The 12564-nt window shown below is 64.2% G+C and carries 11 protein-coding genes; 4 read left to right on the top strand and 7 right to left on the bottom strand.

Annotated elements, in window-relative coordinates:
• Positions 1-34: 34 nt before the first annotated feature.
• Positions 35-2143, top strand: a complete 2109-nt coding sequence (locus ACP2YP_RS02610; protein ID WP_426422089.1) for a S9 family peptidase — start codon at positions 35-37, stop codon at positions 2141-2143.
• A 154-nt stretch (positions 2144-2297) separates the two neighbouring features.
• On the opposite strand, the gene ACP2YP_RS02605 is transcribed toward ACP2YP_RS02610, so the two are convergent.
• Both ACP2YP_RS02605 and araD read right to left on the bottom strand, forming a co-directional pair.
• Positions 2298-3017, bottom strand: coding sequence for a ribonuclease activity regulator RraA (locus ACP2YP_RS02605; RefSeq protein ID WP_426422088.1), 720 nt, complete (start codon positions 3015-3017; stop codon positions 2298-2300).
• 9 nt (positions 3018-3026) lie between these two features.
• A complete protein-coding gene (gene araD, locus ACP2YP_RS02600; RefSeq protein ID WP_426422087.1) occupies positions 3027-4766 on the bottom strand; it encodes an L-arabinonate dehydratase in 1740 nt (579 codons plus the stop codon).
• 258 nt (positions 4767-5024) lie between these two features.
• On the opposite strand from araD, the gene ACP2YP_RS02595 reads away from it, so the two are divergent.
• Together ACP2YP_RS02595 and ACP2YP_RS02590 are read left to right on the top strand one after the other, a co-directional pair.
• On the top strand, positions 5025-5444 hold the full coding sequence (locus tag ACP2YP_RS02595) for a response regulator (RefSeq protein ID WP_426422086.1): 420 nt from the start codon (positions 5025-5027) through the stop codon (positions 5442-5444).
• Positions 5422-9018, top strand: a complete 3597-nt coding sequence (locus tag ACP2YP_RS02590; protein WP_426422085.1) for a PAS domain S-box protein — start codon at positions 5422-5424, stop codon at positions 9016-9018. Before ACP2YP_RS02595 ends, ACP2YP_RS02590 begins: the two co-directional genes overlap by 23 nt.
• Positions 9019-9087: 69 nt before the next feature.
• On the opposite strand, the gene ACP2YP_RS02585 is transcribed toward ACP2YP_RS02590, so the two are convergent.
• The gene (locus tag ACP2YP_RS02585) at positions 9088-9723 is read right to left on the bottom strand and encodes a response regulator transcription factor (protein WP_426422084.1); all 636 of its coding nucleotides are present in this window, start codon (positions 9721-9723) and stop codon (positions 9088-9090) included.
• A gap of 175 nt (positions 9724-9898) precedes the next feature.
• On the opposite strand from ACP2YP_RS02585, the gene ACP2YP_RS02580 reads away from it, so the two are divergent.
• Entirely contained in the window at positions 9899-10216 is a 318-nt protein-coding gene (locus tag ACP2YP_RS02580; protein ID WP_426422083.1) for a hypothetical protein, read from the top strand.
• A 54-nt stretch (positions 10217-10270) separates the two neighbouring features.
• Here ACP2YP_RS02580 and ACP2YP_RS02575 read toward each other — a convergent pair whose 3' ends face one another.
• The 4 genes from ACP2YP_RS02575 to ACP2YP_RS02560 all read right to left on the bottom strand — a co-directional run bounded on the left by ACP2YP_RS02575 (position 10271) and on the right by ACP2YP_RS02560 (position 12533).
• Complete coding sequence (locus ACP2YP_RS02575; protein WP_254127721.1) at positions 10271-10774, bottom strand: response regulator; 504 nt, start codon at positions 10772-10774, stop codon at positions 10271-10273.
• A 142-nt stretch (positions 10775-10916) separates the two neighbouring features.
• The gene (locus ACP2YP_RS02570; RefSeq protein WP_426422082.1) at positions 10917-11234 is read right to left on the bottom strand and encodes a PilZ domain-containing protein; all 318 of its coding nucleotides are present in this window, start codon (positions 11232-11234) and stop codon (positions 10917-10919) included.
• Between the two features lie 2 nt (positions 11235-11236).
• Positions 11237-12109 carry a CheR family methyltransferase gene (locus tag ACP2YP_RS02565; RefSeq protein ID WP_426422081.1) on the bottom strand — a complete coding sequence of 291 codons (873 nt, stop codon included), beginning with the start codon at positions 12107-12109 and terminating at the stop codon, positions 11237-11239.
• Positions 12110-12143: 34 nt separating this feature from the next.
• A complete protein-coding gene (locus tag ACP2YP_RS02560; protein ID WP_426422080.1) occupies positions 12144-12533 on the bottom strand; it encodes a response regulator in 390 nt (129 codons plus the stop codon).
• Positions 12534-12564 lie beyond the last annotated feature (31 nt).

Raw genomic sequence — 12564 nt, 5'->3', positions numbered from 1 at the left:
AGGGGCGAGACACATCTCTTCCCCGAGGATCGATTTGCCCAAATCCGCCAGCACGACCCCGACCGCTCCCGTCGCTCCGCGCCGGCCGCATCCGTTCACCCGGCACGGCATCACCGTCGCCGACGACTATGCCTGGCTAAAGGACGCGAAATGGCAGGAGGTGCTGCGCGAGCCCAAGGTGCTCGATCCCGACATCCGCAAATATCTGGATGAAGAAAACGGTTACACCGAGAGCCTACTCGGCCACACCGCGACTCTGCAGAAGACGCTGGTGCGCGAGATGCGCTCCCGCATCAAGGAAGACGATTCCAGCGTGCCGTCGCCGGACGGACCCTTCGCTTACTTCCGCAAATTCCGCGAGGGCGGCCAGCACGAGCTGTTCGGCCGCATGCCACGCGATGGCGGCGAGGGCTATATCGTGCTCGACGGCGATGCGCTCGCCAAGGACCACAAATATTTCAAGTTCGGCGGCAGCCGCCACTCGGACGATCACAAGCTGCAGGCCTGGAGCGCCGACACCAAGGGCTCGGAATATTTTACGATCCGCATCCGCGACTGGGCGAGCGGCAGCGACCTCGACGACGTCGTCGAGGAGACCGACGGCGGCGTGGTCTGGAGCAAGGATGCGAAGTCCTTCTTCTATGTGAAGCTCGACGACAATCACCGGCCGATGCAGGTGTGGCGGCACAGGCTCGGCACCAGACAGGCCGACGACGCGCTGGTCTACGAGGAGCAGGATTCCGGCTGGTTCACCCATCTGCATGAGAGCAGCAGCGGTCGCTTCTGCGTGATCGCCGGCGGCGACCACGAGACGAGCGAGCAGCGGCTGATCGACCTCGCCACCCCGGAAGCGCCGCCGCGCCTGGTCGCGGCGCGCGAAGAGGGTGTGCAATATTCGCTCGCCGATCGCGGCGACGAGCTCTTCATCCTCACCAATGCCGATGACGCCATCGACTTCAAGATCGTCACCGCGCCGCTTGGCCAGCCCGAGCGCAAGAACTGGCGCGATCTGATCCCCTATCGTCCCGGCATCTACATCATCGATCTCGATCTCTATGCCGGCCATCTGGTGCGGCTCGAGCGCGCCAATGCGCTGCCGGCGATCGTGATCCGCGACCTCACGACCAGGGAGGAGCACGCGATCGCCTTCGACGAGGCCGCCTATTCGCTGGACACGATGGGCTCCTACGAATTCGACACGACGAATTTGCGCTTTGCCTATTCGTCCATGACGACGCCGTCGGAAGTCTACGACTACGACATGGCCAGGCGCACGCGCACCTTGCGCAAGCGCCAGGAGATTCCGTCCGGCCACAATGCGGCCGATTACGTCACCACCCGCATCATGGCGAAAGCCCATGACGGCGCGGAGGTGCCGGTGTCGATCCTCTATCGCCGCGGCCTAAAACTCGACGGCGCGGCGCCGCTGCTGCTCTACGGCTACGGCTCCTACGGCATGGCGATGCCGGCCTCGTTCAACGCCAACCGCCTGTCGCTGGTCGACCGCGGCTTCGTCTACGCCATCGCCCATATCCGCGGCGGCGCCGACAAGGGCTGGGGCTGGTATCTCGACGGCAAGCGCGAGAAGAAGACCAATTCGTTCGACGATTTTGCCGCCAGCGCGCAGGCGCTGATCGATGCGAAATACACGAGCCGCAAGCGTATCGTCGGCCATGGCGGCTCGGCCGGCGGCATGCTGATGGGCGCGGTCGCGAACCGTGCCGGCGAATTACTCGCGGGCATTGTCGCAGAAGTGCCGTTCGTCGACGTGCTCAACACCATGCTCGATGACACGCTGCCGCTGACGCCGCCGGAATGGCCGGAATGGGGCAACCCGATCGAGAGCGAGAAAGATTTTCGCACCATCCTGTCGTACTCGCCCTACGACAATGTCGCGGCCAAGGACTATCCGGCGATCCTGGCAATGGGCGGGCTGACCGATCCGCGTGTCACCTATTGGGAGCCCGCCAAATGGATCGCCCGCCTGCGGGCGACCATGACGGGAGGCGGCCCGGTCCTGCTCCGCACCAACATGGGCGCCGGCCACGGCGGCGCCTCGGGACGCTTCGACCGGCTCGATGAAGTCGCGATCGTCTATGCGTTTGCGCTGTGGGCGACGGGGATGGCGGAGGCCGGGGTGTAAGCTCTCCCTCTCCCCGTTCTTACGGGGAGAGGGTTGGGGTGAGGGGCTTTGTCCGCGTAAGCAGCGCGAGATGGACTCGCGGAGGCTCCCCCTCACCCGGAATTTGCTGCGCAAATTCCGGCCTCTCCCCGCAGGCGGGGAGAGGCGAAGATCACTACCTTCCGTTCTTCTTCCGCCATGCCGCGAAGTCGGTGAGCGTCTGCGGATCGGTCGCGGGATAGAGACCAAAAATGCCGCGGCCCTTGCCGACTTCCTCGGTGACGAAATCCTCGAACGCGGTCATCTCGAAGGTTTCGTTCGCGATCTCGTCCGCAAGGTGGGCCGGGATGACGATGACGCCGTCGGCATCACCCAGAATAACGTCGCCTGGAAACACCGGCGCATCGCCGCAACCGATGGGCACGTTGATCTCGATGGCCTGATGCAGGGTCAAATTGGTCGGCGCCGAGGGGCGATGATGGTAGGCGGGAATGCCGAGCTTTGCGATCTCGGCGGAATCGCGAAAGCCGCCGTCGGTGACGACGCCGGCGACGCCGCGCTTCATCAACCGCGTCACCAGGATCGCGCCAGCCGAGGCCGCGCGCGCGTCCTTGCGGCTGTCCATCACCAGCACGCTGCCTGCCGGACAGTCCTCGACCGCCTTGCGCTGCGGATGCGAACGATCCTTGAAGACGTCGATGGTGTTGAGGTCCTCGCGCGCCGGCATGTAGCGCAGCGTGAAGGCCTCGCCGACCATGGTCGGCTGGTCCGCACCTAAGGGATGCACATCCTGGATCATCTGGATGCGCAAGCCGCGCTTGAACAGCGCGGTGGCGACGGTGGCGGTGGAGACGGATTTGAGCTTGTTGCGGGTGGCTTCGCTGAGTTTTGTCATGTGCGTCCTTTAGTAAATCGACGGCTCGCCAATCGGCGCGCCGAAATCGGTCTCGAGGAAGTCGAAGTCACAGCCGTCATTGGCCTGCTTGATGTGCTTGGTGAACATCCAGCCATAGCCACGCTCGAAGCGGCGACCGGGCTGCTTCCAGACGGCGCGGCGCTTGTCGAGCTCGGCCTCGGGGACATCGAGATTGATGGTGCGCGCGGCGACGTCGAGCGTGATGCGATCGCCGTTCTGCACCAGCGCCAGCGGACCGCCGATATAGGACTCCGGTGAGACGTGCAGGATGCAGGCGCCATAGCTGGTGCCGCTCATGCGCGCATCCGAGATGCGCACCATGTCGCGCACGCCCTGCTTCACGAGTTTTGTCGGGATCGGCAGCATGCCCCATTCCGGCATGCCCGGTCCGCCCTGCGGGCCCGCATTGCGCAGAATGAGGATGTGGTCCTCGGTGACGTCGAGATCGGGGTCGTCGACCGCCTTCTTCATCGCGGGATAGTCGTCGAACACCAGCGCCGGCCCGGTATGCTTGAGGAAGCGCGGCGCGCAGGCCGACGGCTTGATGACGCAACCGTCCGGCGCGAGATTGCCCTTGAGCACAGCGAGCGCGCCCTCCTTGTAGATAGGATTGTCCACACCGCGGATGACATCGGCATTGTGAACCTCGGCGCCGGCGATGTTCTCCCCAAGGGTCTTGCCGCTCACCGTGATGCAGTCGAGATGCAGATGCTGCTTGATCTGGCCCATCAGCGCCGGCAGGCCGCCGGCATAGAAGAAATCCTCCATCAGATAGGCATCGCCGCTCGGGCGGACATTCGCGATCACGGGCACCTTGCGGCTCGCGATCTCGAAATCGTCGAGGCCGATGTCCTGGCCGGCGCGGCGGGCCTGCGCGATCAGATGGATGATCGCGTTGGTCGAGCAGCCCATCGCCATCGCCACCGCAATCGCGTTCTCGAACGCCTTGCGCGTCTGGATCGTCTTCGGCGTCAGATCCTCCCAGACCATCTCGACGATGCGGCGGCCGCATTCGGAAGCCATGCGGATGTGGTTGGCGTCGGCGGCGGGAATCGAGGAGGCGCCCGGCAGCGTCATGCCGATCGCTTCCGCAATCGCGGTCATGGTCGAGGCCGTGCCCATGGTCATGCAGGTGCCGTAGCTGCGGGCGATGCCGGCTTCGATGTCGAGCCAGTCCTTGTCGGAGATCTTTCCGGCCCGCCGCTCGTCCCAATATTTCCAGCCGTCGGAGCCGGAGCCGAGCGTCTTGCCCTTCCAGTTGCCACGGAGCATCGGGCCGGCCGGCAGATAGATCGCCGGAATGTTCATCGAGGTCGCGCCCAGCAGCAGCGCCGGCGTGGTCTTGTCGCAGCCGCCCATCAGCACGACGCCGTCAACGGGATGGCTGCGCAAAAGCTCCTCGGCCTCCATTGCCAGGAGATTGCGATAGAGCATCGTGGTCGGCTTCAGCAGCGATTCCGAGAGCGAGAGCGCCGGCAACTCCACCGGCAGGCCGCCGGCCATCAGAATGCCGCGCTTGACGTCGTCGACGCGCGTCTTGAAGTGCATGTGGCACGGCTGCGCCTCCGACCACGTGTTGATGATCGCGATGCATGGCCGATCCTTCCATTCTTCAGGGGCGTAACCCATCTGCATGGCGCGGGAGCGGTGACCGAACGAGCGGAGATCGTCGGGCGCGAACCAGCGCGCGCTGCGGAGCTGGTCGGGTGTCTTTTTGTTCTTGGTCATTGTCCTTGTCCGTCGAGAAATCCATTTTGCTCTTCCCACAGGCTGTCCACCCCTCGCAAGATGCCGGACGGCCGGCATGGTGTGCCTCTGGTATGCACCCAGACGTGCATAAAAGGAGGTGCGGCGCAACATCGGGCAAACCATCTCGGCAGGAACCGGAAGCGCTTGCAGGCAGACAGGAATCCGCGCAACAATTTCACATTTGATGGCTTGATTTGGGTCGCAGGGAACTTCCCTGCCCGACCCGGAGGGTTTGACGTGGCCAACATCCTGATCGTGGATGACGACCCGGCCGTCCAGCTTACGATCCGGCTGCTCCTGGAGCGGGCCGGTCATCACGTGACGGTCGCCGGCGACGGCCGCAAGGGGCTCGCCCTGTTCGAGGGCAGCCAGTTCGACCTGCTATTCCTCGACATCTTCATGCCCGGCATGGACGGGCTGGAAACGATGCGCCATGTCCGGGCGCTGCAGCCGAATATCCCGATCGTCGTCATTTCCGGCCGCTCGATCACGCCGGACGCCTATGCCGAGCCGGACTTCCTGAAGATGGCGACCAAGCTTGGCGCGGTCGCGAGCCTGCAGAAACCATTCCGGGCCGACGCGCTGCTGGCGGCGGTCGACGGCTGCCTGAAGGCGGGCGAGTCGGAGGGCTCCAATGTCAACGCCAGCCGCCGATGAAGGGGGTGTCTCCTCCGCTCAACGCCAGAACAGGCGCGGTCATCCGGGAAGACCTGCGAATATCCCCATGACGCTCGCAACACGGCTGGCCGTCGCGATGATTTTGCTGGTGGCGGTCACGGTGGCGGCAGTCGGCTGGCTGGGCTATCGCAACACCACGCAAGCCGTCATTCCGCGAGTCCTGGAGCGGGTTGAAGCCCAGTCGCGCCTGCTGGCCAGCAATCTTGAATCCTACGTTGCCGGCGTACGCGGCGATTTGATCGGCTACCGCTCCGCCGCCGCCATCAATGGTCTGATCCGCGCCCACATCGGTGGAGGAATTGACGCTCTTGACGGCGTGTCCGAGCAAACCTGGCGCGATCGCATCGCGGCGCGGCTCGCGGCCGAAATCGAGGCCAAACCCAGCTACGGGCAGTTTCGAATCATCGGTGTTGACGACGATCAGCGCGAGCTGGTCCGCGTCGATCGCTCCGGCCCGAATGGAGCAGCGCGGATCGTCCCCGACAGCGAACTGGAGCGCAAGAGCGAGCGAACCTACTTTCAGGAAACGATCCGGCTCGCGCCGGGCGAAGTTTATGTTTCGCAGATTGATCTCGCAACCCGCCAGGGCGGGACCACGGCCTTGCACATTCCGACTCTGCGGGTCGCGACGCCACTGTTCACGCCGGACGGCAAGCCGTTCGGCATCATCATCGCCAATATCGATATGCGTCCGGCACTCGACCGCGTGCGCTCGACGGCGAGCTCCGGAGGAGAGATTTACGTCGTCAACGCGCGTGGCGATTATCTCGTTCATCCCGATCGCGCACGAGAGTTCGGCTCATTGCGTGGCCACCCCACCAACTGGCGCGATGATTTTCCTTTCTTTGCAGCACTGGTCGGCACCCGGGACGCATCCACGCAGCTCCTGACCGATGGGTCGGGCCGGCCGAATGGTGCGGCAATAGCGCCGGCGCTGCTCGCGGGTACGGAGTGGGTCGCAATCATCGAGACCATTCCCCCGAACGTGTTCGGGCGCGTGCCGGCCGCCATTCAGAATACGTCCTTGCTGGTCGGCGTGCTTGCCGTCCTCGCCGCAGCTTCACTCGCGGTGCTGGTCGCGCGCTCATTGACGCGCCCGATCGGGCGCCTGACCGCGGCGGTGGAGGCTATCGGCAACGGACGGCCGGCCGACATTCCGGTCGATGCAGCGGGCGAGACCGGCGCGCTGGCGCGGGCTTTTGCCGCGATGGTCGAAGAAACGCGGTCGAAAGCAGCCGCGCTCGAACGGGAGGTCCAGGAGCATCGTCGCACCGAGGCCGCGCGAAACCATCATGCGGCGCGCGAGCTCCTGTTCAGCGCCGCCGTCGAATCATCCGACGATGCGATCGTGATGCAGTCCCTCGACGCCATCATCACGGGCTGGAATCCGGCCGCCGAACGCCTTTATGGCTATTCGGCGAATGAAGCGATCGGGAAATCCACCTCGATCATTGTCCCGCCCGACCGCCGCGAGCAGGGCAAGGACTATTTGAAGAGGATCGCCCGGAGCGAGCCGATCGAACGCTTCGAGACGGTGCGGCTGCGCAAGGACGGCACGCCGGTCGAAATCTCGCTCAGCCTGTCGCCGATCAGGGGGCCCTCGGGCGAGATCATCGGCGTCTCCGGATCCGCGCGCAGTTTGACCGAAGCACGACGCGCCGAGCGGGCGCTTCAGCAGCAATTGGAGGAGCGGCGGCAGCTTTTTGACACCTCGCAGGATCTGATCATGATCATGAACTCGCACGGCGAGGTCGTGCAGATCAGCCCGAGCACCGAGACCATTCTTGGCTACAGACCGGACGAGATGATCGGCCGCACCGGCGTCGATTTCATTCACCCCGCCCATCTCGATCGATCCCGCGAGGAGATGCGCGAGCTTCGGCGCGGCGAGCATCCCAAGCTTGCCGACACGCGGTGCATTCACAAGGACGGCCACGAGGTCTGGCTCTCCTGGCTCGGCAACTGGTCGGATCAGGCCAATCGCTTCTTCTTTGTCGGACGCGACATGACCGAGGCGAGGCACGCCGCCGAATCCCTGCGTGACAGCGAGCAGCTTGCGCGCAACATCGTCGAGACCGCGCTCGACGCTTTCACTCAGACAGACCAGACCGGTACCATCCTGAGCTGGAACTCGCAGGCCGAGAAGCTCTTCGGCTGGCCGCGTGAGGAGGCGATCGGCAGGAATGCATACGATCTCTTCGTCGCCCCCAGCGAACGGGAAGGAGTCAGGGCCAGACTCCAGCTCTTTCTTGAATCCGAGGAACAAACGCTACCCAGCCCCCGTCGCGAACTCCTCGTGCGGCGGCGCGACGGCAAGGAATTCAGGGCCGAGCTGAGCGCCACGGCGCTCCGGCAACGCGAAGGCGTCCTCTTGAATTCGTTCTACCGCGACCTCACCGACAAGATCGCCTCCGAGGAGCGCATCCGCCACGCCGAGAAGATGGAGGCGGTGGGCCAGCTCACCGGCGGCGTGGCGCACGATTTCAACAACATCCTCACCGTGATCACCGGGACGATCGAGATCCTCGCCGAGGCCGTCGCCAAGGAGCCGGGGCTTGCCGCGATCACGAAGATGATCGACGAGGCTGCGGGCCGCGGCGCCGAGCTGACCCAGCATCTGCTGGCCTTCGCACGCAAGCAGCCGCTGCAGCCGCGCGAGATCGACATCAATTCGCTGGTCGTCGACACGGCAAAGCTGTTGCGGCCGACGCTGGGCGAGCAGATCCAGATTGAATCCGTGTTCGAGGACGAGAGCTGCGTCGCAGTCGTCGATCCAAACCAGCTCACCACGGCGATCCTCAACCTCGCGCTCAATGCGCGCGACGCGATGCCCGGCGGCGGCAAGCTGATCGTCGAGACCGGCGCCGCCTATCTCGACGAGGTCTATGCCAACATCAACGACGTCCAGCCGGGGCACTACGTGCTGATCGCGGTGAGCGACACCGGCACCGGCATTCCTTCCCATATGCTGGCACGCGTGTTCGACCCCTTCTTCACCTCGAAGGGCCCGGGCAAGGGCACGGGCCTCGGTCTCTCCATGGTCTACGGCTTCATCAAGCAGTCCGCGGGACACATCAAGATCTACAGCGAGCAAGGCCACGGCACCACGATCAAGATGTATCTGCCGCCGGGCAAGACGCCGACGGCCGTCGCCGATGGCGTGATGCCGGCCTCGATCGAGGGCGGACACGAGATCATCCTCGTGGTCGAGGACGACCGGCTGGTGCGCGACTACGTGCTGGCCCAGCTGCATTCGCTCGGCTACGTCACCCTGCAGGCCGCCAATGCCGCGGAGGCGCTCACCATCGTCGCGAGCGGCGAGCCGTTCGACCTGCTGTTCACCGACGTGATCATGCCCGGCAAGATGAACGGACGGCAGCTCGCCGACGAGGTGTTGAAGTCGCGCCCCGACCTCAGGGTGGTCTACACGTCAGGCTATACGGAGAACGCGATCATCCATCACGGCCGGCTGGATTCAGGCGTGCTACTGCTGGCGAAGCCCTATCGCAAGTCCGATCTGGCGCGGATCATCCGCAAGGCGCTGCAGGGATAGCACGCGATTTCGTTTCCCGGCTCAGCGGCGCATCGTTTCATGATGCACCGTCCGAGGCACGAGACCATTTTACGACGCGCGCTGGGCCGCGGTCATCACGATGCGGATCAGATCGGCGGCATTGCGCGCGCCGAGCTTCTTCATGATGTTGGCGCGGTGATCCTCGATGGTGCGCGGGCTGATGCCGAGGGTACGACCGGCTTCCTTGTTGGAGGCACCGGCAGCGAACTGCTCGAGCACCTCGCGCTCCCTGCGGGTCAGCGGCTCGCGTCCGGGGAAATGCAGCGAGCCGAATTTCGGCGACGCATTCTCCGTCTGCCGACGTGCATAGGCGCCGATCGCCTCGTCCAGCCGGCCGACGATCTCGCTGCCGCGGAACGGCTTCTCGATGAAATCGAGCGCGCCGCTCTTGATGGCGCCCACCGCCATCGCGATGTCGCCCTGGCCGGAGATCATGAAGATCGGCGCAGGATAGTCTTCGCCGTGCAGCTCCTTGAGAATATCGAGGCCCGACTTTCCGGGAATGTGCACGTCGAGCAGCACGGCGGCCGGCGTGCGGCTTCGCGCGACGGAGAGCAGTGCTGCGCCGTCCGCAAAACAGATCACCTCATAACCCGCCGCCTTCAACACCATCGACAGGGTGTCGCGAACAGCCGGGTCGTCGTCGACCACGAAGATCTCACCACGAGGGGTTTGTTCGACCATGTGCCATGTCCATTCGCCAAGTCGATTGCCAAGAACGTCCGGCATTCAAGGACTCGCGTCCGCGCCTAACGTTATGGCTTTCGGCGCAGATTCGGCCCACCCGCATTTGTACGGGACATGAACTTAACGCACAAGTAGCGCTGAGGTGCCTTATTGCGGGGAAGGGAAAATATCCATGCCAAATTACGCCGGCACACCCCCGCTCGCCTCGATGGCTGAAACCGACAGCCGTCAGTTGATCGCGGCCGAACTTCGCTCCCTGATCGCGCGCATCGAGATCAGTGCGCGCCTGATCGACGCTGCCATGACCTCGGACGATATGGAGCCTGAAGACGATAGCGCCATTTTGAGTACTATCTCGGGTTCCACCGAGATTGTCGTGCTCGACGACGTCACGCCCCGTTATGCTACGGCGAGCGCCGCCCTCAACACCTGCCGGGCGGAGCTCGGCCACGCCCTTCAAAAGCTGTCGGAATCTGGCAACGCCGCGTAGGCCGCAATCAGCGCGGCTGATTTGCCGCAGCCGATTGCATGGCAGCTCCGCGCCTCAGGCGCGGTGCCGCTCCACGATCGCGTCGGTCGCGACGCCGCCCCAGGTATGGATCGTCGGCAGGCCCATCGCCGTCTTGCCGAGATTGGCGAGGCTGATACGCAGCGCAGCGAGATCCAGCGGCTTCGGCAGGCTCTGAAGCTCGATCCCGACGGAGCGGGCGAAGCTGCGGGCGGCGCTGCGGCGCTTGCCGTCCATGCCGCTGATGACGATCACGGAGCCCGTGAATTTCGCCGCCGCCATCTCGCGCAGCACGTCGATGCCATCGCCATCCTCTAGCACGAGATCGAGCGTCACGCAGTCGAAGCGAGCGGCGCGCAGCTTTTCGATGGCTTCGGCAACCGACGGCGCAACGGCGACTTCGTGGCCCGCCTGCTTGGCGGCAACCGTGATCAGGCTGCGCTGCGTGGCGTCGTCATCGACCACCAGGAGCTGAAGCGCGCGCCGTTCGGCGACGTCGGGCAGGTTTGACGGGATGGGGGAGAGAGAGCTTCTTGGCATGTCCGGACCCTGAAATTGCGACCGTCCATTGATACACGGTGCGCGCTTAGACCGCGTAAAGCCGGGCCTGCGAATTCGTCCGGATGTTTTCAGAAAATGTGAATCAACGCGTCAGGAAAGGGCAACACACTGCGCGTGGCGATCACGCCACCGCATCATGGCCGCTGGCCGCGCCGCGCTTCTTGCGGTTCTTGCCGCGCAGGAACTGGATGTCCATCTCGGCGCCGTTGACGCGCACCAGCTCGCAGCGGCGGTAGGCAAGGCCGGTGGACGACAGCAGCAGGAAGAACTCCTTGAGGTTCAACCCCTGGATCGAGCCCTCCACCGTGAGGATGGCATCGGTGTCGGAAATCGCATTGAGGGTGCAGTCGCGCCGCCACGTGCCGTCGATGGCCATGATGCAGACATCATAGCCCCGACTGAATGTGACGCGCTCGACGCCCTTGCCATCCTCGGCCATGCTTATCGTCCTGCCATCGCCGCCATGCGCGGCGCTTCGGCAGCCGGCTTGGCCACTGCTGCACGCGGATCGTTCGGCTTGTAGAGGCCGCGGCGATCGGCAATCGGCCTGAACGTATCGGTCAGTCCGACCACGGTTTCCGCCGCGCCGAGCACCAGGAAGCCGTCGGGCTCGATCTGGCGGGCCAGGCGGTTGAAGATGTTGATCTTGGTTTCCTGATCGAAATAGATCAGCACGTTGCGGCAGAAGATGACGTCGAAGGTGCCGAGGTGGGAGAAATCCTGCAGCAGATTGAGCTGCCGGTGCTGAATCATCGCCCTCAGTTCGGGGTTGATCTGCCAGGTTTCCCCGTTCGGCTTGAAGTACTTCACCAGATGCTGAATCGGCAGGCCGCGCTGCACCTCGAACTGGCTATAGACGCCAGCCTTGGCCTTCTCCAGCACTTCCTGCGAGAGATCGGTCGCGATGATCTCGACGCGCCAGCCGGTTAGGGCCGCGCCCATCTCCTTCAGGGTCATCGCAAGCGAATAGGGCTCTTGCCCAGTCGAGCCTGCGGCGCACCAGATCCGCACGCTGCGGCGGCCGACACGGGCCTTGAGGACTTCCGGCATGATGGTGTCGCGGAAATGGTCGAACGGGACCTTGTCGCGGAAGAAGAAGGTCTCGTTCGTGGTCATGGCTTCGACCACGCTGGTGATCAGCGCGCTCGCGCCGCCTTGCAGCTTCTGCACGAGCTCGGGGATACCGGAGAGCCCGGCCTTGCGCGCCAGCGGCAGCAGGCGGCTCTCGATCAGATATTGCTTGTCGGCGGACAGGTCGAGACCGGAGCGCTCTTTCAGCAACTTACGCAGATACTCGTAGTCGGGCGAATTCACAGGGAACCTCTTGACGCTACTGGCAGGTGTATTTTCAGGCAGCTGTCTCTTCTTCGCGTTCGATCAGTCCGACTTCCTGGAATTTCGCCATCACGATGTCCTTGTCGAACGGCTTCATGATGTACTCGTTGGCACCGCCGCCCATCGCCTTGGTGATGTGGTCGATGCCGGTCTCGGTGGTGCAGAACACGACCCTGGGCTCTTCGCCGCCGGGCATGCGGCGCAGCGTGCCCAGGAACTGGAAGCCGTCCATGACGGGCATGTTCCAGTCGAGCAGGATGGCTTCCGGCATTGCCTTCTTGCAATGGACCAGCGCCTCGACGCCGTCTTCCGCTTCGATGACGTGAAAGCCCAGCGATTCGACAATGCGACGGGCGACCTTGCGAACGATGCTGGAATCGTCGACCACCAAACAGGTCTTCATCTTGGTTCTCCGGCTTTGAATGTCTTTCGTG

This window comes from Bradyrhizobium genosp. A, from assembly GCF_049949275.1.
Classification (GTDB): domain Bacteria; phylum Pseudomonadota; class Alphaproteobacteria; order Rhizobiales; family Xanthobacteraceae; genus Bradyrhizobium.
The sequence above is the reverse complement of the archived record's forward strand: the minus strand, read 5'-3'. Positions and strand labels throughout refer to the sequence as shown.